This is a genomic window from Escherichia sp. WS3063, assembly GCF_046486595.1.
Lineage (GTDB): Bacteria > Pseudomonadota > Gammaproteobacteria > Enterobacterales > Enterobacteriaceae > Escherichia > Escherichia coli.
In genome coordinates this window covers 131,016-152,291 of sequence record NZ_JBJQKY010000003.1, presented here as the reverse complement: position 1 = coordinate 152,291, position 21,276 = coordinate 131,016, and the positions used below count along the sequence as shown (strand labels likewise).

Annotated in this window: 20 protein-coding genes and 1 pseudogene; 8 read left to right on the top strand and 13 right to left on the bottom strand. The window is 51.5% G+C overall.

Translation table 11 applies throughout. From position 1 onward, the window contains the following. Nucleotides 1-56: 56 nt before the first annotated feature. Nucleotides 57-323, top strand: a complete 267-nt coding sequence (gene pmrD / locus ACJHYW_RS04115; protein WP_001295285.1) for a signal transduction protein PmrD — start codon at nt 57-59, stop codon at nt 321-323. On the opposite strand, the gene arnF is transcribed toward pmrD, so the two are convergent. The 7 genes from arnF to arnB are packed head-to-tail and all read right to left on the bottom strand — an operon-like array spanning nt 317 to nt 7,667. Further along, a complete protein-coding gene (gene arnF, locus ACJHYW_RS04110) occupies nt 317-703 on the bottom strand; it encodes a 4-amino-4-deoxy-L-arabinose-phosphoundecaprenol flippase subunit ArnF (protein ID WP_000523864.1) in 387 nt (128 codons plus the stop codon). The genes pmrD and arnF overlap by 7 nt on opposite strands. Next, on the bottom strand, nt 703-1,038 hold the full coding sequence (arnE, locus tag ACJHYW_RS04105; RefSeq protein ID WP_000638031.1) for a 4-amino-4-deoxy-L-arabinose-phosphoundecaprenol flippase subunit ArnE: 336 nt from the start codon (nt 1,036-1,038) through the stop codon (nt 703-705). Before arnE ends, arnF begins: the two co-directional genes overlap by 1 nt. After that, on the bottom strand, nt 1,035-2,687 hold the full coding sequence (gene arnT, locus ACJHYW_RS04100; RefSeq protein ID WP_000844075.1) for a lipid IV(A) 4-amino-4-deoxy-L-arabinosyltransferase: 1,653 nt from the start codon (nt 2,685-2,687) through the stop codon (nt 1,035-1,037). The genes arnE and arnT overlap by 4 nt, the downstream gene beginning before the upstream one ends. Then, on the bottom strand, nt 2,687-3,577 hold the full coding sequence (gene arnD / locus ACJHYW_RS04095; protein ID WP_000169740.1) for a 4-deoxy-4-formamido-L-arabinose-phosphoundecaprenol deformylase: 891 nt from the start codon (nt 3,575-3,577) through the stop codon (nt 2,687-2,689). The genes arnT and arnD overlap by 1 nt, the downstream gene beginning before the upstream one ends. Continuing rightward, nucleotides 3,574-5,556 (bottom strand): bifunctional UDP-4-amino-4-deoxy-L-arabinose formyltransferase/UDP-glucuronic acid oxidase ArnA, encoded by a 1,983-nt coding sequence (gene arnA, locus ACJHYW_RS04090; RefSeq protein WP_000860297.1) that lies wholly within the window; start codon nt 5,554-5,556, stop codon nt 3,574-3,576. Before arnA ends, arnD begins: the two co-directional genes overlap by 4 nt. Further along, complete coding sequence (gene arnC / locus ACJHYW_RS04085; RefSeq protein ID WP_000461641.1) at nt 5,556-6,524, bottom strand: undecaprenyl-phosphate 4-deoxy-4-formamido-L-arabinose transferase; 969 nt, start codon at nt 6,522-6,524, stop codon at nt 5,556-5,558. The genes arnA and arnC overlap by 1 nt, the downstream gene beginning before the upstream one ends. Before the next feature lie 3 nt (nt 6,525-6,527). Further along, nucleotides 6,528-7,667 carry a UDP-4-amino-4-deoxy-L-arabinose aminotransferase gene (arnB, locus tag ACJHYW_RS04080; RefSeq protein WP_023908921.1) on the bottom strand — a complete coding sequence of 380 codons (1,140 nt, stop codon included), beginning with the start codon at nt 7,665-7,667 and terminating at the stop codon, nt 6,528-6,530. Nucleotides 7,668-7,974: 307 nt separating this feature from the next. Between arnB and ais the strand changes: the two genes are divergently transcribed. Then, nucleotides 7,975-8,577, top strand: coding sequence for a lipopolysaccharide core heptose(II)-phosphate phosphatase Ais (gene ais, locus ACJHYW_RS04075; protein ID WP_001306469.1), 603 nt, complete (start codon nt 7,975-7,977; stop codon nt 8,575-8,577). Between the two features lie 38 nt (nt 8,578-8,615). On the opposite strand, the gene nudI is transcribed toward ais, so the two are convergent. Then, complete coding sequence (gene nudI / locus ACJHYW_RS04070) at nt 8,616-9,041, bottom strand: nucleoside triphosphatase NudI (RefSeq protein WP_061092618.1); 426 nt, start codon at nt 9,039-9,041, stop codon at nt 8,616-8,618. A 277-nt stretch (nt 9,042-9,318) separates the two neighbouring features. Between nudI and ACJHYW_RS04065 the strand changes: the two genes are divergently transcribed. From ACJHYW_RS04065 to yfaU, 6 genes are all read left to right on the top strand, one after another. Next, on the top strand, nt 9,319-9,861 hold the full coding sequence (locus ACJHYW_RS04065; protein WP_000717009.1) for a YfaZ family outer membrane protein: 543 nt from the start codon (nt 9,319-9,321) through the stop codon (nt 9,859-9,861). Nucleotides 9,862-9,960: 99 nt separating this feature from the next. Next, a complete protein-coding gene (locus ACJHYW_RS04060) occupies nt 9,961-11,163 on the top strand; it encodes a nicotinamide mononucleotide deamidase-related protein YfaY (RefSeq protein WP_061092619.1) in 1,203 nt (400 codons plus the stop codon). A gap of 219 nt (nt 11,164-11,382) precedes the next feature. Further along, a complete protein-coding gene (locus ACJHYW_RS04055) occupies nt 11,383-12,165 on the top strand; it encodes an IclR family transcriptional regulator (RefSeq protein ID WP_000894183.1) in 783 nt (260 codons plus the stop codon). A gap of 14 nt (nt 12,166-12,179) precedes the next feature. Further along, nucleotides 12,180-13,385, top strand: coding sequence for an L-rhamnonate dehydratase (gene rhmD / locus ACJHYW_RS04050; RefSeq protein WP_001361551.1), 1,206 nt, complete (start codon nt 12,180-12,182; stop codon nt 13,383-13,385). Between the two features lie 56 nt (nt 13,386-13,441). Next, nucleotides 13,442-14,731 (top strand): MFS transporter, encoded by a 1,290-nt coding sequence (locus tag ACJHYW_RS04045; protein WP_001350322.1) that lies wholly within the window; start codon nt 13,442-13,444, stop codon nt 14,729-14,731. Nucleotides 14,732-14,747: 16 nt separating this feature from the next. Continuing rightward, nucleotides 14,748-15,551, top strand: a complete 804-nt coding sequence (gene yfaU, locus ACJHYW_RS04040) for a 2-keto-3-deoxy-L-rhamnonate aldolase (RefSeq protein WP_061092620.1) — start codon at nt 14,748-14,750, stop codon at nt 15,549-15,551. A gap of 40 nt (nt 15,552-15,591) precedes the next feature. Here yfaU and ACJHYW_RS04035 read toward each other — a convergent pair. From ACJHYW_RS04035 to glpA, 5 genes and pseudogenes are all read right to left on the bottom strand, one after another. After that, nucleotides 15,592-15,789 (bottom strand): annotated as a pseudogene (locus ACJHYW_RS04035) (hypothetical protein); the annotation flags it as partial. Then, nucleotides 15,790-16,749 (bottom strand): ISNCY family transposase, encoded by a 960-nt coding sequence (locus tag ACJHYW_RS04030; protein WP_061092621.1) that lies wholly within the window; start codon nt 16,747-16,749, stop codon nt 15,790-15,792. It lies immediately after the preceding pseudogene. A gap of 192 nt (nt 16,750-16,941) precedes the next feature. After that, nucleotides 16,942-18,132 (bottom strand): anaerobic glycerol-3-phosphate dehydrogenase subunit GlpC, encoded by a 1,191-nt coding sequence (gene glpC, locus ACJHYW_RS04025; protein ID WP_001000381.1) that lies wholly within the window; start codon nt 18,130-18,132, stop codon nt 16,942-16,944. Further along, nucleotides 18,129-19,388, bottom strand: coding sequence for a glycerol-3-phosphate dehydrogenase subunit GlpB (gene glpB / locus ACJHYW_RS04020; protein WP_001209943.1), 1,260 nt, complete (start codon nt 19,386-19,388; stop codon nt 18,129-18,131). Before glpB ends, glpC begins: the two co-directional genes overlap by 4 nt. Further along, entirely contained in the window at nt 19,378-21,006 is a 1,629-nt protein-coding gene (gene glpA / locus ACJHYW_RS04015; protein WP_001559488.1) for an anaerobic glycerol-3-phosphate dehydrogenase subunit A, read from the bottom strand. The genes glpB and glpA overlap by 11 nt, the downstream gene beginning before the upstream one ends. Between the last annotated feature and the right edge of the window lie 270 nt (nt 21,007-21,276).

Sequence of the window (21,276 nt, the reverse complement as noted above, 5' to 3'; positions counted from 1 at the left end):
GTTTATCTGTTAATCTGTAAATTGATGTGAAAACTCTTATCAAACAGGATAATGCAATGGAATGGCTGGTCAAAAAATCGTGCTGCAATAAACAAGATAACAGACATGTACTTATGCTCTGCGATGCTGGCGGCGCGATAAAAATGATCGCCGAAGTGAAGAGTGACTTCGCCGTGAAAGTGGGGGATTTACTCTCGCCTTTGCAGAATGCGCTTTATTGTATTAATCGTGAAAAGCTGCATACGGTGAAAGTCCTCTCGGCAAGCAGTTATAGCCCCGATGAGTGGGAACGGCAGTGTAAAGTGGCAGGGAAAACTCAGTAACGTTGTTTTGTCGTGGGCAGGAAAATCAGCATCAACCCGCTCATAATACAGGCTACTCCCAGTAGTGCTTTCAGCGAAAAAGTTCCTTCCCAGCCGGGAAGTACCATTGAAGCAATCCATACCAGCACATAACTCATACTGAGCAAGGCATAGGCTTTGCTTAGTGCAAGTTTATGTAGTGTTTTATACCAACAAAAAACGGAAAGCAGATAACCCAGCAGCCCGAGTAACAGTATCCGGGCATCCAGGCCAAAAGCTAACAGCGCCGCGATAAAATCCCATAAGTGCGTCATCGGCGGCAGATGACTCGCCGCAAAACCCAGGCTTAATTGCGCAGCGGAGGCGATAATGACGCTGAATAATCCCCACATCAGGCCCATTACACGGTACTCCCGAGGATCACAATGCCACCAATAATGAACGCCACCCCACACCAGTGACGCGGCGATACCGGTTCGTGCCACAGTTTTACTGCAGCCAGCGTCACCCAGACAAAATTCAGACTTAACATCGGGTAGGCAATGCCTACCGGTACGTTCTGCAAGACCAGCAGCCAGAGCACCATGGCAAGACCAAGACAAGCCAGCGCCAGTCCCAGCCACAGCACGATATGTTTGCGCCGTTTGTTTATCGCCACAAAGCAGGTTGCTTGTTTCTGACACAACTGCCCGGCAACGCTAAGCAAGCTGGCAAAGACTAATGTTAGCCAGATCATTTGGGACGATACTGAATCAGCACCAGACGCTCCTGACGATCGATGGCATCTGCGGGCGGAATGGCGAGACTGTTGATATCTTCATCGCGGTCAACCGAAAGCACGAGTGTAATAATCCCCTCCTGACGATGTTGATTAAGCCAGTTTGCGAACTCATCACCGCTGACAAACCTCCCTTTCGCATCCGGATAATTAAGGCCGTATTTCAACTCACCCGTCTGGCGATACATGATGATGTCATCGCGTTGCAGGCTCCATGCCAGACCTGCGGCAACGCCGACGCTGTCAGTAAGAATATAGCGGCTTGGCTGCAGTGATTCTTGTGTCATCTCGACAAAAAATTGCGGATGTTTTCCTTCCATGACTCTGTCAGGAATTGAAAATCCTACCAGCAACGCCAGCCCCAGCGGGCAAAGCGCGGCAAAAGACCAGGTCTTTTCGACGTTTGTTAAGGTGTACCAGCCGAAAAATGCCCATAGCGAAAAAATCGACCAGGCACAAAAGACTTTATAGCTCTCGAAGGTTTGCCACACTGGCGTGTTCATTGGTCCCCATGGGGAGACCACAAATGTGGCAATAATGCCAGTGACACCAAAAGCGATGTTAATCCAGCCATTAATCCGCAGCGCCAGAGGATTATTTTTTGCTGCCAGCAAAGCGTAATGCGCCATCAGCATTGCCAGAGGTGCAAAGCAGGAAAGAATATAGGTGGGCAATTTGCCTTTAGCGACGGAGAAAAACAGCAGCGGCATTATCGTCCAGCTCAACAAATAGACGGTTGCGGAATGCTTGCGGTTTTTCCAGCCTGCGTACAGTGCTCCGGGGAGTAATCCCAGCCACGGCAGGCTACCGGCAATGATGACCGGCAAGTAGTACCAGAACGGAGCTCTATGCTGAGCATCATCCATTGCAAAGCGTTGAATATGCTCAACCCAGAAAAAATAGTGCCAGAAGTCAGGCTCCCGTTGCGCTATTGCTAACCCCCAGGGGAGAACCGTCAGTACACAACTGATGATTGCCAGCCAGCCGTAAATAAAGAAATCTTTCCAGCGTTTTTGCGTTGCAACCCATGGAAGCACGCTTAATACCGGCACGGCAAGGGCGAGAAAACCTTTGGTCATCACCCCCATGCCGCAAGTGATTCCCAGCAGTAAAAATCCCGCGCTTTTACCTTTCCACGTTTGCGCATCCATTGCCAACCAGAAGCTACACATTCCCGACACCAGCCAGAATGCAATAAACGGATCGAGCACGGCGTAAGTGCCGATGGCGTAGACAATAAGCAGCGAGAGATAAATGACAGCGGCGAGTAGTGCCAGACGTTTATCGCGCCATAAGCGCAGAGTAAACCAGGTCACCAGCGCGGCGGTTAACAGGGTCGCAAAGATAACGCCTGCCCGAACACTAAAGTTATTCGCACCAAATAGCCATTGCCCAATGCTGTTAATCCAGTATCCGGCAATGGGTTTTTCGAAATAACGTAGCCCTAACAGATGAGGCACAATCCAGTCGCCGGAAGCCAGCATTTCCCGACTGATTTCCGCATAACGCGTTTCATCAGGTTGCCAGAGCAGACGCGTGCTGATCGGTAACAGGTAATAGCAGGCAATAAATGCGAAGAGGCCGATAAGGTAACGTACCGATTTCATCAGTGACTACCCGCCATTTGTTGGCAACCCAGCCAGCCTTCACGTCCGGCAATATTTCCGCGAACAACTTGTCCGAGCGGCAACGTCCCTGATAACAGTTCGCTTAAAGGGCAAAATGTCACGCCTTCCTGAGCTGCGCGTTTCAGGAGATCCACAAAATTATGCTGATAAGCGCAGCCTTCAACTTCGGCATGAATGGTGTAAACCGGCGTGCCTTTATCTCGCTGGATGCGGTTGAGTAACCAACCGTTAAAATCTTCTGCTTTCACATCCCGACCAATCACTTCATCCCAGGTGGGTAAGGTCACCGGGATTTGCGCAGTGCCGGGTTTTCCTGAGTCGAGCAAGGGACGAAACGGCATCACCCCACGACAATCGCTGTTGTAGCGCAAATGGAACCCTTCTTTTGCTTCGATCACCTGTTGGTCGGCACGCCAGCCAGCGGCAGCGGAGCAGGTTATTGGTTGGCCGATAATCTCTTCCAGGGTACGAAGGCCTCGTGCAATATCGTCGACCATCGTTTGCCGATCCCAGTTGCCGCTATGGGCTTGCCAGGCGTGGTGATCCCAGGCGTGCAGGCCGACTTCGTGGTATTTAGCAGCTTCACGAATGATATCGGCATTGGCATGACCAATCTCTTTACCTGGCCAGGCCGTACCTGCCAGTAAAATATCCCAGCCATAAAGCGATGCCGCGTTTGAGCGCAGCATCTTCCACAAAAACTGTGGCTTCACCAGTCGCCAGAGATGGCGGCCCATATTGTCCGGGCCGACGCTGAAAAAAATGCTGGCCTGAATATTATGCTTACTCAAGATTTCCAGCAGACGCGGCACGCCTTCACGGGTGCCACGAAAGGTATCGACATCAATGCGTAAGCCGACTTTGGTCATGATGGTTTATCCGTAAGATCAACGGTGCGCAGGAAGAAATCCAGCGTTTCGTCGATGGTTTCCTGCATATCAATTTTCGGTTCCCAGTCCAGGCAGCGGCGGGCATTGCGGATGCTCGGTTTACGATGCTCTACGTCCTGATATCCTTTGCCGTAGTAGCTGCTACTTTCGACAACACGAAAGCCCGCAAACGGTGGGAAGTAATGGCGCAGCGGATGTTTTTCGAAGCTCGCCAGCAGCATCTCCCCCAGTTCTTCAATGCTCGCTTCGTTCTCAGGATTGCCAATGTTGATAATTTCGCCATCGCAGCGATTTCCCGCATTTTCGATAATGCGGTATAACGCCTCGATACCATCCCGAATATCAGTAAAGCAGCGTTTTTGTTTTCCGCCATCAATCAGCTTAATCGGTGAACCTTCTACCAGATTGAGAATGAGTTGCGTAATCGCGCGGGAGCTGCCGATTCGCGCTGCATTAAGGTTATCCAGTCGCGGTCCCATCCAGTTAAACGGGCGGAAGAGGGTGAACTGTAACCCCTCTTTTTCGCCATAGGCCCAGATCACTCGATCAAGTAATTGTTTAGACACCGAATAAATCCAGCGTGGTTTATTCACCGGGCCGACGATTAAATTAGAATGGTCCTCATCGAAGTATTTATCGCTACACATCCCATAAACTTCTGAAGTCGACGGGAAGATGATTCGCTTACGGTACTTCACGCAGTAGCGGATAATGCGCAGATTCTCTTCGAAATCGAGTTCAAATACGCGCAGCGGGTTGCGGGTATATTCAATCGGCGTGGCTATCGCCACCAAAGGCAAGACGACATCACATTTTTTGACGTGATACTCAATCCATTCGGAATGAATACTGATATCGCCTTCGACAAAGTGAAAATGCGGATGATTCAGAAAACGGCTTATCGCATCGCTGCCAATATCCAGACCGTAAACTTCATAATGATCTTCGCGCAGCAGGCGTTCTGTCAGATGGTTGCCAATAAAGCCATTCACCCCGAGGATGAGTACCCGGGTACGGCGTCGGGCGGCGCAGACCGGCTGGCTATTCAAGCGTGAACCTTGCACCAGCCCCAGCGTCTGGGCTAATTGCGAGCCCTGCATAGTAATGCCGTCGCCCGCCTGTCCAGTGACGATTTCCAGCGCGCCATCGCCACAGGCAATCAGCAGTGGCGCAACAGAAATCACGCTCCCCGGTTGTGCTGCGGGCGCATGAGAATGCACGCGTGACGACCAGACGGTAAATTTTTGATTACCAACATAGCTGAAGGCACCCGGCCACGGATCGGCGACTGCACGCACCATGTTATGCAATACTGCTGCCGATTTGTGCCACTCGAGGAAGCTGTCTTCTGGCGTTCTGCGACCAAAACAGGTGGCTTCGTTTTCGCACTGGGCGATTTCCAGAATATTACCGTCTTTAATGGCGGGTAATGTCTGCTCCAGTAGCTGGCGCGCGGCATGGCATAACTTATGATGCAGCGTAATGGCGATATCGTCTGGCGCAATGGCAATGCGCAGTTGCGCTACAATGGCCCCAGCATCGGCACGTTTCACCATTCGGTGCAATGTCACGCCAGTTTCCGTTTCACCGTTCACCAGCACCCAGTTCAGCGGCGCGCGACCACGATATTTTGGTAACAGTGAACCATGCAGATTAAATGCGCCTGCAGGAGCGAGCTGCAAAATCTTGTCGTGAATAAGATGGCGATAATAAAACGAGAAAATCACCTCTGGTGACAGTTGGGCAATGCGCTCCACCCATAGTGGATGATTAACGTTATCCGGCGCGTAAACCGGAATGCCTCTTTCCGCTGCCAGTCGGGCAACCGAACCATAAAAGGCTTTTTCACCGGGATTATCAGTATGGGTAAAAATGGCGCTAATTTCGTAACCGGCAGCCAGCAGGGCTTCAATACCGAGGCATCCCATATCGTGGTAGGCAAAAACGACGGTTTTCATTATTCATTTTCCTTGCTGGATGGACGGATAACTTGCTGAACAAAATAGCGGGGGCGGGCGCGGACATCGGTGTAGATCCTGCCGATATATTCACCGAGTAATCCCATGCCGATAAACTGAGCGCCAATAAAAGTAAACAGCACGGCAAATAGCATAAAGACGCCTTCTGCCGCCCATTGTGGTCCGAAGGTCAGGCGTAAAATCACCAGCAGCACCGCAATGCTAAAACCTCCAATCGCAATAATGCTGCCGAGCAGACTCAGCATACGTAGCGGCGTTGTGGTAAGGCAGGTCACCAGGTCGTACATCAAATTAATCAGGCGCATAAAGCTGTATTTGGATTCACCAAACTCACGCTCGGCATGATGCACTGGAATTTCAATGGCACGGCGGGCGAAGATATTCGCCAGAATCGGGATAAAGGTACTGCGTTCATGGCAGTGCAACATCGCATCGACAATATGACGGCGATAGGCGCGCAGCATACAACCGTAGTCACCCATCGCTTTGCCGGTGGTGCGCTGAATAAGCCGGTTAATCATCTTCGATGCCGTTTTACGAAACCAGCTGTCCTGGCGGTTCTGGCGTACAGTCCCTACCACGTCGTAACCTTCATCGGCTTTTGCCACCAGACGGGGGATTTCCTCTGGCGGATTCTGGAGATCGGCATCAAGGGTAATAATTAAGTCGCCGGTGACGTGACTGAATCCCGCCATAATCGCTGAATGTTGCCCGTAATTGCGGTTAAGCAAGATAGACACAATATGGCTGCCCTCCGCTTGTGAGGCTTCGACCAGCATATGCGCGGAATTATCGCTACTGCCGTCATCAATCAGCAGGATTTCATACTCTTTCCCCAGTGATTCACAGGCTTTTGTGGTGCGCCTGATTAATTCCGGTAAGCTTTCCTGCTCGTTATAAACGGGAATAACCACCGAGACTTTCTTAACAGGGTGGATTTCAAACATGGCTTATTGTCCTGCGAGTTGCTGAAGGGCTGTGATGACGCGGTCGGCATCGGCGGTGGTCATATCCGGGAACAGCGGCAACGAACAGATGCGTTCGCTATTCCATTCGGTATTCGGTAACGACAGCGTGGGAAAACGCTCGCGATAATATTTTTGTGTGTGAGCGGCGCGGAAATGTAACCCGGTACCAATACCTCTTTCTTTTAACGCTTCCATCAACGCATCGCGACTGATACCACAACGTTGTTCATCGACACGAATAATAAACAGATGCCAGGCGTGAACGTGCGGCCAGGCGGGAAGGCTTAATGGCTGAAAGGGGAGAGCTGCCAGTGCTTGCTGATATTGCTGGACAATTTCGCGCCGACGGGTGTTGAGGTGCTCTAATTTTGCTAACTGTGTCAGGGCAATCGCGGCGTTAATATCGGTCAGATTGTACTTATAGCCCGGTGTTAAGACTTCAGCTTGCGGTGCACGGCCCCAGGTTTGTCTGTCATAGGCATCGACACCCAGACCGTGAAATTTCAGCATCCGTAGCTGGCGGGCAAGGTTTTCATTATCAGTTACAATCAGGCCACCTTCAGCACAGGTAATATTTTTAATGGCATGAAATGAAAAAATAGCGGTACCTTTTGCGCCAATATGTCGCCCTTTGTAATACGTACCGACGGCATGGGCAGCATCTTCGATAACTGCGATGCCGTAACGTTCGCCAATGGCGCGAATGGCGTCAATATCTGCTGGCGCACCGGCATAATGCACCGGAATGATGGCTTTAGTGCGTGGCGTAATGGCTGACTCGATCGCTTCAGGCGTGACCATCAGCGTATCGCGGTCGACATCCACCATTACCGGCGTTGCACCCAACAAGGAGATCATATTGAGGGTTGAAACCCAGGTCAGGGAAGGCGTAATCACTTCATCGCCCTTGCCAATTTCCAACGCCATTAGCGTGATATGCATTCCGGCGGTGGCTGAACTGACCGCGATGGCATGCTGATTTCCCGTCAACTGGCAAAAGGCTTGTTCAAGCGCCTGATTCTTCGGACCGGTTGTGATCCAACCGGATTCGAGAACCTCTTTAACTGCAGCGAGTTCCTCCACGCCCATTGCTGGTCGCGAAAAAGGCAAAAATTCTGACATTGCTTTTCCTTCCGCCATTGAATACCTGTCCACTTATATTTGCTATAAAGAGTGTTGTGTATATTTTGCCATTTGGAGCAAAATTTTAAGGATAGAATATTAACTTAACCTTAAGAAACTAATATTAGACGTAAATATTGAAATTTTTATATTTTTTCTTATTTAGGCTTTGCATTTGGCAAAATTTTGAGGCATTTTGCCGGCATCGCAGGATTTTTAATATTACACCAACTGCTAATTATCGCCAGAAATGTCGCTCAATTTCACGGTAATTGTCTGGTTGCGCTTGTCTATAGGTGGAGTTTACGTGTTAGCTTTTTGCCGATCTTCGTTGAAGTCAAAAAAATATTTCATCATTTTACTGGCGCTCGCTGCAATTGCCGGACTGGGTACTCATGCCGCCTGGAGTAGCAATGGTTTGCCACGTATCGACAATAAAACGCTGGCCAGACTGGCACAGCAGCATCCGGTTGTCGTTTTGTTTCGCCATGCTGAACGTTGCGATCGTTCAACCAATCAATGCTTGTCAGATAAAACAGGTATTACGGTCAAAGGTACCCAGGATGCCCGTGAACTGGGCAACGCTTTTAGTGCTGATATCCCTGATTTCGATCTTTATTCCAGTAATACCGTCCGGACCATTCAGTCGGCGACCTGGTTTTCAGCGGGTAAAAAGCTGACGGTAGATAAACGACTTCTTCAATGCGGTAATGAGATTTATAGTGCAATTAAGGACTTACAAAGCAAAGCGCCTGATAAAAATATCGTTATTTTCACCCATAATCATTGCCTGACATATATTGCTAAAGATAAGCGTGATGCGACATTTAAACCCGATTATCTGGATGGTTTAGTCATGCATGTGGAAAAAGGCAAAGTTTATCTGGATGGGGAATTCGTTAACCACTAAATTTTCAATCTGACAGCCAGTAATGGCTGTCATCATTGTTACAGAAGACCTTTCAAACGTAACGTTTTTCGGGTGGCGACATTCAAATCATAATGCACCAGATCTTCAGGTTTTACCCACGCGTAGTCCTGAAACTCTTCGTTTATTTTCACTTCTCGGTTGGCAGAAAAGCAGTCAAAAATCAGGTAAATCATATAAATCTCTTCCTTGCGACCATCTGCATACGTCTTGGTGCGAATATCATCGCTGAAGGTCCACGGCGTGATTTCTGTCAAAAGCAGCTGTTCTCCCAGTTCTTCGCGAATTTCGCGGCGTAGTGCCTCTTCAATTCGTTCGCCAGGCTCCACGCCGCCACCCGAAAGCGCCCATTGACCGGGGAAAACGCCGCGATCGTCGGCCATTTTACACAGCAAATAAGCACCATCATTTTGAATCAAAGGGCATACAATAGTCCGTTGTCGCACAGGGGTATTCCTTATAAATAAAAAGAAACCATGAGAATACGGTAACTCAGAAATATGTGAAAGTGACAGTAATCTCTTTTGCGATGATAACTGTACTTATTATTATTTTTGTGTGTATCGATAAAGTGTGTTTATTTTTTCGGCGTTTAATTATTTAAGAAGTATTTAGTTACAATAAGTGACTAGATCCCTTTTTTCGCTCATTGAATCCTCTGTGCCAGGCAGTACAATCCCGCAGCTTTGGGAATTTTGATTAATTGCTTGTGGGAAAGGGGATATGAAAAAAATTGCGCTAGCAGGTCTGGCCGGAATGCTGTTGGTTTCTGCATCGGTCAATGCAATGAGCATCAGCGGTCAGGCGGGTAAAGAATACACCAATATTGGTGTCGGTTTTGGGACTGAATCGACGGGCCTGGCGTTAAGCGGTAACTGGACACATAACGACGACGACGGTGACGTCGCGGGCGTGGGGCTGGGGTTGAATCTGCCTCTCGGGCCGTTAATGGCGACCGTTGGCGGAAAAGGCGTTTACACCAACCCGAATTACGGCGATGAAGGTTATGCCGCAGCGGTAGGAGGTGGTTTGCAGTGGAAAATTGGCAACAGTTTCCGTCTGTTTGGCGAGTATTATTACTCCCCGGATTCGCTCTCCAGCGGTATTCAAAGTTATGAGGAAGCGAATGCTGGCGCGCGTTACACCATTATGCGTCCAGTCAGTATTGAGGCGGGTTATCGCTACCTGAATCTGTCGGGTAAAGACGGTAACCGCGACAACGCCGTGGCTGACGGCCCGTATGTGGGGGTTAACGCCAGTTTCTGATCCCTTCCGGCGCGGCATTCTGCCGCGCCATTCAGTTTCTTACTACGCCTTATCTCCCTTTGCGTTATAGTGATTCGATAACAAAAGCAGGAGATAACCATGTTAAAAGTGGAAATGTTATCCACCGGGGATGAAGTGTTACACGGGCAAATCGTTGACACTAACGCTGCCTGGCTGGCCGATTTTTTCTTTCACCAGGGGTTGCCATTATCTCGCCGCAATACGGTGGGGGATAACCTTGATGACTTAGTCACCATTCTTCGCGAACGGAGTCAGCACGCCGATGTGCTGATCGTTAACGGCGGGCTGGGGCCGACCAGTGATGATTTAAGCGCACTCGCCGCTGCGACAGCAAAAGGTGAAGGCCTGGTGTTGCATGAAGCCTGGCTCAAAGAGATGGAACGCTATTTCCACGAACGTGGACGAGTAATGGCACCGAGCAACCGTAAACAAGCGGAGCTACCTGCCAGTGCTGAATTTATCAATAACCCGGTAGGCACCGCCTGTGGTTTTGCCGTGCAGCTCAATCGTTGCCTGATGTTCTTTACCCCCGGCGTACCGTCAGAATTTAAGGTGATGGTCGAGCACGAAATCCTGCCGCGCTTGCGCGAGCGTTTTTCTTTACCGCAGCCGCCGGTTTGTCTGCGTTTGACTACCTTTGGTCGTTCGGAAAGCGATCTGGCACAAAGCCTGGACACTCTACAACTGCCGCCGGGCGTAACAATGGGCTATCGCTCCTCAATGCCTATCATCGAACTGAAACTCACCGGACCGGCAAGCGAGCAACAGGCGATGGAAAAACTGTGGCTGGACGTTAAACGTGTTGCCGGACAGAGCGTGATTTTCGAAGGCACCGAAGGACTGCCCGCGCAGATCAGTCGCGAATTGCAAAACCGCCAGTTCAGCCTGACGTTGAGCGAGCAATTCACCGGCGGTTTATTGGCTTTGCAACTTTCTCGCGCAGGTGCTCCATTGCTGGCGTGTGAAGTGGTTCCTTCACAGGAAGAAACCCTGGCGCAAACTGCGCACTGGATGACAGAACGGCGGGCCAACCATTTTGCCGGGCTGGCACTGGCTGTTTCGGGTTTCGAGAACGAGCATCTCAACTTTGCGCTAGCCACGCCAGACGGCACTTTCGCTCTGCGTGTGCGTTTCAGCACTACGCGCTACAGCCAGGCTATCCGTCAGGAAGTGTGCGCAATGATGGCACTGAATATGCTGCGCCGTTGGTTAAACGACCAGGACATCGCCAGTGAGCATGGCTGGATTGAGGTTGTTGAGTCCATGACCTTATCTGTCTGATTCCGCCACTCTGTGCCGGTTTACTGCACCGGCACATTCCCCCTCCGGCAAAATTTGTCCAACCTGTTGTACTCAATAAGAAAAAATCCGTGCGCTAATTCACAAATTTGTGCGTAATTTCTCCAGTCCGCTGGACGAGGAGCGGGATTTGATGCGCTTCACAATTTTACTCCCCCTGAGCAACGAGACTGATTCCAGTATCTAAGACTGGAGTCCAGTATGTTGGAATCAAGCAAAGTTCCCGCCCTGACACGGGCTATTGATATTCTCAATTTGATTGCCCGCATTGGCCCCTGTAGTGCTGCGACGATCATTGACACATTGGGGATCCCTAAAAGCACGGCCTATTTGCTGCTTAATGAACTCAGGCGTCAGCGTTTTCTTAGTCTTGATCACCAGGAAAATTTTTGTTTGTGGACCAGGCTGGTGGAGCTTTCCGGTCATGCGTTAAGCAAGATGGATCTCCGGGAACTGGCTCGACCGCGTTTGACGCAACTGATGGATACCACCGGGCTGTTATGTCACCTGGGGATTATTGATAACGGCAGCGCTTATTACATTTTGAAAGTGGAGTCATCAGCCACTATCAGCGTGCGTTCCCATGAAGGAAAAAGCCTTTCGCTTTATCGCTCCGGAATAGGTAAATGCCTGCTTGCCTGGCAACCTGCAGCTGTACAGCAAAGTATTATCGAAGGGCTGATCTGGGAGCAGGCGACACCCACAACGATTACTCATCCACAGCAACTTCACGAAGAACTGGCGCGTATTCGCCGTCAGGGCTGGAGCTATGACAACGGCGAAGATTACGCCGATGTCCGTTGTGTCGCTGCGCCGGTGTTTAACGCCAATAACGAGCTTACCGCTGCGATCTCGGTGGTCGGTACCCGCTTACAAATCAATGAAGAATACCGTGATTATCTGGCGGGCAAGGCCATTGCCTGCGCCAGGGATATTTCACGTCTGTTGGGATGGAAAAGTCCCTTTGACTTACAGGCCTCATAACAATGGAGAACAGCATGACCCTACCAAAAATCAAACAGGTTCGCGCCTGGTTTACTGGCGGTGCGACAGCAGAAAAAGGCGCTGGCGGTGGTGATTATCACGACCAGGGGGCGAATCACTGGATTGACGATCATATTGCCACCCCGATGAGTAAATACCGCGATTATGAGCAGTCACGCCAGTCATTTGGCATTAACGTTCTTGGCACGTTGATTGTTGAAGTCGAAGCAGAAAACGGCCAGACCGGATTCGCCGTTTCGACAGCCGGTGAAATGGGCTGTTTTATTGTCGAAAAACACCTTAACCGTTTCATTGAGGGTAAATGTGTCAGTGATATCAAACTGATCCACGATCAAATGCTCAATGCCACCCTGTATTACTCCGGCTCTGGTGGCCTGGTGATGAATACGATTTCCTGTGTCGATCTGGCTCTGTGGGATCTGTTCGGCAAAGTGGTCGGGCTTCCGGTTTATAAACTTTTAGGCGGCGCAGTTCGTGATGAGATTCAGTTCTACGCCACAGGTGCGCGTCCGGATCTGGCAAAAGAGATGGGCTTTATCGGTGGCAAAATGCCGACGCACTGGGGGCCACATGATGGCGATGCGGGGATCCGCAAAGATGCCGCTATGGTCGCGGATATGCGTGAAAAATGCGGTGAGGATTTCTGGTTAATGCTCGACTGCTGGATGAGTCAGGACGTGAACTATGCCACCAAACTGGCCCACGCTTGCGCGCCCTATAACCTGAAATGGATCGAAGAGTGCCTGCCGCCACAGCAGTATGAAGGTTATCGCGAACTGAAACGCAACGCACCAGCGGGGATGATGGTCACCAGCGGTGAGCACCACGGCACACTGCAATCTTTCCGTACGCTTTCAGAAACCGGTATCGACATTATGCAGCCGGATGTTGGCTGGTGCGGTGGCTTAACCACGCTGGTGGAAATTGCCGCAATCGCCAAATCCAGAGGGCAACTGGTGGTGCCACACGGTTCGTCTGTTTACTCTCACCATGCGGTGATCACCTTCACCAATACGCCATTCAGCGAATTCCTGATGACCAGCCCGGATTGTTCAACGATGCGTCCGCAATTTGATCCGATTCTGCTTAATGAGCCAGTGCCGGTGAATGGTCGTATTCATAAATCAGTGCTTGATAAACCCGGTTTCGGCGTCGAACTCAATCGTGACTGTAATTTGAAACGCCCCTACAGCCACTAAACAATCCGGGCGTTGCTGTGACAACGGTAACGCCCACATACTCTAAGGAGCTTTTTATGAGCACCGCTTTGCTTGACGCCGTGGTGAAGAAAAATCGTGCGCGTTTAATTCCGTTTATGTTGGCGCTGTATGTGCTGGCGTTTCTCGACCGTTCGAATATCGGTTTTGCCAAACAGACCTACCAGATTGATACCGGGCTGAGTAATGAAGCTTATGCGCTGGGAGCAGGCATTTTCTTTGTGGTATACGCGTTTCTGGGTGTTCCGGCGAATCTTTTGATGCGCAAACTGGGGGCAAGAACCTGGATTGGTACGACAACACTGCTGTGGGGATTTCTTTCGGCAGCCATGGCATGGGCCGATACTGAAGCGAAATTTCTGATCGTTCGCACTCTGCTTGGTGCTGCGGAGGCCGGGTTCTTCCCTGGTATGATTTATCTCACCTCGCAATGGTTTCCGCAGCGTAATCGCGCCAGCATTATGGGGCTGTTCTATATGGGCGCACCGTTGGCGTTAACACTGGGATCACCGCTTTCCGGCGCGCTGCTGGAGATGCATGGATTTATGGGGCATCCCGGCTGGTTCTGGATGTTTGTGATTGAAGGATTGCTGGCAGTCGGCGCTGGTGTATTCACATTCTTTTGGCTTGATGACTCGCCGGAGCAGGCTCGTTTTCTGAGTAAACAAGAAAAAACGTTGCTTATCAACCAACTGGCAAGTGAAGAACAACAGAAAGTGACTTCCCGACTGAGCGATGCGCTGCGTAATGGGCGAGTCTGGCAACTGGCGATTATCTACCTGACCATTCAGGTGGCGGTTTACGGATTAATTTTCTTCCTGCCGACGCAGGTTGCTGCATTGCTGGGGACAAAAGTGGGCTTTACGGCGTCGGTGGTCACCGCCATTCCGTGGGTTGCGGCCTTGTTTGGAACCTGGCTTATTCCGCGCTATTCCGATAAAACCGGCGAACGGCGTAATGTCGCAGCGCTGACATTACTGGCGGCGGGCATTGGTATTGGTCTGTCCGGGCTGCTTTCTCCAGTACTGGCGATCGTAGCGCTGTGTGTTGCAGCCATCGGGTTTATTGCCGTGCAGCCGGTGTTCTGGACGATGCCGACACAACTGCTTTCCGGTACGGCGCTGGCTGCGGGGATTGGTTTTGTAAACCTGTTTGGTGCAGTGGGCGGGTTTATTGCCCCGATCCTGCGCGTGAAAGCAGAAACGTTATTTTCCAGCGATGCGGCGGGATTACTGACGCTGGCAGCGGTGGCGGTCATCGGTTCGCTGATTATTTTCACTCTGCGTGTAAATCGCACTGTTGCGCAGACCGACGTGGCACATCATTAATAGGTTAAGGAACACCATGAACGCATTATTAACCAATCCCTTTAAAGAACGTTTACGCAAGGGCGAAGTGCAAATTGGTCTGTGGTTAAGCTCAACGACTGCCTATATGGCAGAAATTGCCGCCACCTCCGGTTATGACTGGTTGCTGATTGACGGGGAGCACGCGCCAAACACCATTCAGGATCTTTATCACCAGCTTCAGGCGGTAGCGCCCTATGCCAGCCAACCCGTGATCCGTCCGGTGGAAGCCAGTAAGTCGCTGATTAAACAAGTCCTGGATATTGGCGCGCAAACTCTACTGATCCCGATGGTCGATACTGCCGATCAGGCACGTCAGGTGGTGTCTGCCACGCGCTATCCTCCCTACGGTGAGCGTGGTGTCGGGGCCAGTGTGGCACGGGCTGCGCGCTGGGGACGCATTGAGAATTACATGGCGCAAGTCAACGATTCGCTTTGTCTGTTGGTGCAGGTGGAAAGTAAAACAGCACTGGATAACCTGGACGAAATCCTCGACGTCGAAGGGATTGACGGCGTGTTTATTGGACCTGCAGATCTTTCTGCCTCGTTGGGCTACCCGGATAACGCCGGGCACCCGGAAGTGCAGCGAATTATTGAAACCTGTATTCGGCGGATCCGTGCTGCGGGTAAAGCGGCTGGTTTTCTGGCTGTGGCTCCTGATATGGCGCAGCAATGCCTGGCATGGGGAGCGAACTTTGTCGCTGTTGGCGTTGACACGATGCTCTACAGTGATGCCCTGGATCAACGACTGGCGATGTTTAAATCAGGCAAAAATGAGCCACGCATAAAAGGTAGTTATTGATATCAAAGGCCCACGGGGATCGGCTGTGGGCCTGTGTTAATTAGTGGTTATTCGCTGCCAGATCGGCTTCGCTTAGCTGGGTGGCAGCGAGCACCAGGTCACGATCAATGCCCTGTTCCAGCATGCGCAAGGCAATTTTAATGGCTTGTTCATGCATGCCTTCTAATTTACCCTCCTGCCAGCCAATTTGATGCCCTTCTTGCCGCAGCCGTTCAGCAATAGTCATTAATCTCTCCTTTTAATGACCGTTCGGAATATCAGCATCAGTGAGTTGGGTTGTCGCCAGCACAATCTCACGTTCAAAGCCCTGTTCCAGCATGCGCAAGGCAATTTTAATGGCTTGTTCATGCATACCTTCTACTTTGCCTTTCTGCAAACCCTCCAATTTCCCCTCCTGCCAACCTTCAATTTTACCCTCCTGCCAGCCAATTTGATGCCCTTCCTGCCTCAGCCGTTCAGCAATAGTCATTAATCTCTCCTTTTGTAGTGGTGAACGTTCGGCAATCTCCTCAATAAAACGGGTGAAACGGGAGGTATCGCCGCATTGCAGCAGATAATTAAACAGCGTTTGTAGCTGGCTGTCATTAGTGAAGCCTCTAACCAAAAGCGTGGTGATCCTGTCGACCATACCGATTAAATCGCGGTCGCGAATATGCTTTTGAATCAGTTCCAGCAGAGCTATACGCCGATGTTGCATGATCTCATCGTCAGGTACGATGGTGATATCCACCAACGGAAAAGCTTCGGTGTACAACTGCCGGGCAAGTTGCGGATCGTCAAACTCATCCAGCCAGTTGAGTGAGTACGGGTAGGGCGAGGTTTCGCCATGATAAAACAGCAATGGTACCACTAGCGGGACTCTGTCATAGCCTTTGTCCAGGTGACGCTGCATGGCGGCAGTGGCATAGCGCATTAGCCGAAAAGCCATATTCTTTTCTGCAGAGCTTTGATGTTCAATCACGCAGTAGATATAACCGTCACCCTCGCTGGTTTCCACAGACCACAAAACATCCGAGTAGTAAGCGCGTAAACTTTTTTCAATAAAGCTGGTGGGTTCCAGGCGTAAGGTTTGCAGGTTGCAAAGCTTGCGCAGCGGCTCTGGTAGATGTATTTCCAGAAAATCTCGCGCCGTATCGGGCGAGAACATAAAGGTTTTAAATACCGCATCATGCGGGGAGGAGGTTGTTGATTCGGTCATGGTTGTCCGTCACCTGATATTTATGATGACGCGACATTACGGTTATCCCAGGCCTTTGACATCTGCCAGTTTCAGCCTTTGCGAGACGTTTTCAGAGGAATTTTCACTGCGTTGCAACGTATACATTGGGCACGGAATCGTGTACGCAAAAATGCCCGGTAACCACATGCTTACCGGGCATCAGAAAGGAGTTTAAGCCAGCGCCTGGGCCAGTAGCGTAATCGGATGTTCGCAGCGAAGACTTGTGGACATCTCAATCTGCCATTTACAGGTTTCGCAGTCAGTGACCACCAGATCTGCGCCGCTCTCTTCTATCTGACGGAACAGTGGTGCGCCGATGGCTTGTGAGGTGGGGTAGTTCTCTTTTTTGAAACCGTAAGTACCCGCAATACCGCAGCACTGGGAATCCAGCACCGTTAACTCAAGTCCCGGGATTTTACGCAACAGCTCCAGGGTGTAGAGCGTCCAGCCCATTTTTTCCATATGGCACGGAGTGTGATAAACCACTTTCAGCGGCAGCGTTTTCAGCGGTAACGTTTTGCCTTCGTCCAGCTTGCGCCACAGCCAGCGGGTCGCCAGTTCGATATGATCGCGCAAGCCTTTGTTGTCTACATTCAGCACTTCCGGGTATTCGTCGCGCAGGGCAAATGTACAAGTTGAGGAGGTGGCAATCACCGGAATGCCTTTTACTCCCACAGCTTCGCGGATCGACTCTACATTCGTAATTGCCTGTTTACGTGCTTTATCGGTAAAGCCGTTGGCGATCAGCGGTACGCCGCAGCATTTTTCTTTGCTGAGCAGTTGTACACCGGTACCCATTGCGTTGAGCACTTTAATTAAATCTTTGCCTAACTGCGGATGGTTGTAGTTAACGAAGCAGCCGTGAAAGAAAGCCACCTGGTCTTTATATTGTGCCTGCTGGGCCGCCACGCTGCGATACCAGCGACGGAACGTACCGAAGGAGTATTTCGGTAGCGTGCGGCGATGATCGATTTTTAACGCCGCATCAAGCAGCTGCCGCACTGGTTTCAGCGAGGTAGCGGTATTGACGATTGGTGCGAATGGCGTGGAAACGCTACCCATCAGGTCGGTATGACTCAACACAAAATTGCGCAGCGACGGGCGTGTGGTGTCATATTTCGCCCGCGCGCGCTGGATGATATCGCCAATCTTCACATCGGACGGGCAGGCGACTTCGCAACGTTTGCAGTTGATGCAATATTTCAGCGCCTCGTCATACAGTGCGCCATCTTTCAAACGCAGACGCTCGCCATCCGGCCCGGCTTGTTTTGGCCCCGGATATCCCGGATTCACCCGGCTCACCGGGCAGGCGGTGGTGCAGACGGTGCACTTAATGCAGTTTTCGAAGCTGGTGTCGTTCATTGTTGGCCTCCTGCGCGTTGGGCAATCTGTTGAGCGGCATGTAAAGCACTGACGGCACAAACACCGCCGCCGCATCCCTGGGCGATGGGATCAAATCCGCCCAGCACCGAACCGATGGCAAACAGGTTCTCAATGGTTTGCCCTGCCTGCGACGGGCGTAGTGCCTCATCAGTGGTTACACCGAACTGCTGCCACGGTTGCGGCGCAAAAAAATCGCCCTTATACCATTCACCCCGCGTGGCGGTTTGTAGCACATCAAGGCCGAGAATCGGCTCTCGAATGCCGTTACGTTCCGCCACCAGTCCGCCGCTAAAGAAACTGCCGCTGGCGAGCACGGCAAAGCGTGGACGCAGCGGGATATCGGCGTGATTGCGCGTCCAGATTTCATTTACTACGCCATTTTTACAGGTCACTTTTTTCACTTCATCGCCTGGCATCCACACGCCACCCTGGCGCACAAACTGGCGCTGTAACTGGTTTTGCAGACGAATACCCAGCACGGAAGGCGGCAGCGTTGGCAAAAGCATCAGTGAACAAGGTAGTTTTTCATTCAACCAATGCCACAGTTTGTCATCGGCCAGGCCGAAGCAGGCGGGCATCAGGATCATTTCGCAGGTATTGGCGACAGGAATAAGCGCATCAAGTAACAGCGGCCAGTTCTCTTCGTTATCAAGGAAACGGGCGATATTCACCGCGCGAAACTCGGTGGCGTTGTTGCGCAGCACATCCAGTTCCGGCAGTTCAATTTCTGCGGTTTCAACGGCAAGGTCGAGTTCGCGCAACGAAGCCGCCGCAAGATGCGCCTGAAAATCCATCAGACCGCTAATTCCTACTACACATATTTTCTTCGCGGGCAGCGGCCAGACGGGGACTTCTGGCGCACTTAGCCAGGTTGAGCGCAGAGTGCCGAGTGGCGTAACCCGCTGGTGAGCCAGTTCTACGCTGCCCTGCAATTGTGCACCGCTTTCAGCGATTAATGCCTGCGCCTGGCAAGCGAGATCGAGTACGCGTTGTGGCCCGAGAAGAGTGTAAGGATGGGCTGGAGCCTGCTGACGCAAAGATTCCAGTCCACTGTGAATGTCTGTCACCGGTTGACCATCCGGCAGATGGCTCAGCAAATCCAGCGATCCGGATGAAAAATGCAGCGCGCTTTGACCACGCGTAACAATGGCACAGCGCAGTCCGTGTTTTTGCAGTTGCAGGCCGCAGAGTAATCCGGCGAGCCCGCCGCCCATAATGACAGTATCAAAGCGCATCTTTCTGCTCCTTCTCCAGACCACAAAGTCCCTGATAAACCCAACGGGTAAACTCGCTTTCGCGCAATGCGTCTCCCCAGGCGATGGGTTGCACGCCTTTCCAGCGTTCGTTAAGGAAGGTGGAAAGTTGCTCGATAGATTGCGCGGACGTCGTGACGTTAAAACGCTGTAGCAGTCCGGCAGCGCGGCAGGCGCAGAGCTCGCCCTGGCAGGTTCCCATCCCCACACGGGTGCGACGACGTAAATCCAACAGGCTGTTAACGTTTAAATTTTCTACTGCGTACTGCACTTCACCCGCAGTTACCGCTTCGCACTCACATACCAGGCTGCGGTGCAGACGGCCTTCGCTAAGCCAGGCAGGCGTGCGATCGCCATGACGATAAACCGCAGAACCGCGCAGCGGGGCAGGCAGGGAGATGACTTTACGCAAGGTAACTTCAGCGGGTTCCTGTGAACCTGGAAGTGCCAGATCGGCGGTCGTACAGGGGCGCGTATTGCCCAGCTTGCGACACACCGCGTCAGTAGCCCATTCCGCCATCAGGCGGTAGGTCATCAGTTTGCCACCGGTGATGGTGATAAACCCGTCCAGACCATCGCGTTCAGCATGATCGAGCAGCACGATGCCACGGCTGACGTTACGTCCGCTCGGATCGTCATCGCTGGCAACCAGCGGGCGTACGCCAGAGTAGGCTCGCAAAATGCGCGTTTTCGCCATCACGGGGGCCAGTTTTTCCCCTTCACGCAGCAGAATATCAACTTCTTCTGCCGTCACTCGATTATCGTCAATCTCGTTGTAATCAATACGTAAAGAGGTGGTGCCAATTAGCGAAATGGTATCGCCAGGCACCAGAATATCGGCGTCAGAAGGTTTACGGCAGCGGTTGATCACATGCTGATTAATGCGGTGATCCATAATCAGCAGCGACCCTTTCGCCGGGAACATGCGAATGCGCAGATCGGCATATTCCGCAATATGTTGCCCCCAGATCCCGGCTGCATTAACCACGACAGGCGCATGAAGTGCCTGGGTTTCGCCGGTGAGGTGGTTACGTACATGAACGCCGCACACCGTCGCGCCTTCACGAATCAGTCCCGTGACTTCATGAGCAGTAAGGATAACCGCACCGTGTTCTTTGGCATCAAGCATATTTGCTGCGGTCAGACGAAATGGATCAACGGTGCCATCCGGAACTTTCACCGCGCCAATCAGTGCCGGGTTAACGGCAGGTTCGATAATGCGCGCTTGCTGCGGGTCTATAGCTTCTGCGCTGATCCCTGCTTCTTCGCAGGCGCGGATAAAAGTGGCCTGGAAGGAGAGGTCATCTTCCGGCAGGGTGATAAACAGGCCGTTGGTCGGTTCAACGCAGTGACGCGCAATGCGTTTCAGGATCTGGTTTTCACTAATACATTCGCGGGCCGATTCCGCATCGGTTACCGCATAGCGCGCACCGCTGTGCAGCAGGCCGTGGTTACGCCCGGTGGCACCGGTTGCGATGTCGTGGCGCTCTACCAAAATCACGCGCAGCCCGCGCAGGGCACAGTCGCGGGCAATCCCGGCTCCCGTTGCGCCGCCGCCAATGATAATCACGTCACTTGATTGCGAGTCGCGAGTTTTCATTGTTATCCCTCTGAAGTTCGTTTTTTACCATTTAGCCATAGTAAAAACATGAATTGTTTGATTTCGCGCATATTCGCTCATAATTCGAAAGTGAAACGTGATTTCATGCGTCATTCTGAACATTTAAACCATCGTATTTAATAATGTGTGCGGTAATTCACATTTAATTTATGAATGTTTTCTTAACATCGCGGCAACTCAAGAAACGGCAGGTTCTCCCACTGAATCAGTCTGTTAATCATAAATAAGACCACGGGCCACGGAGGCTTT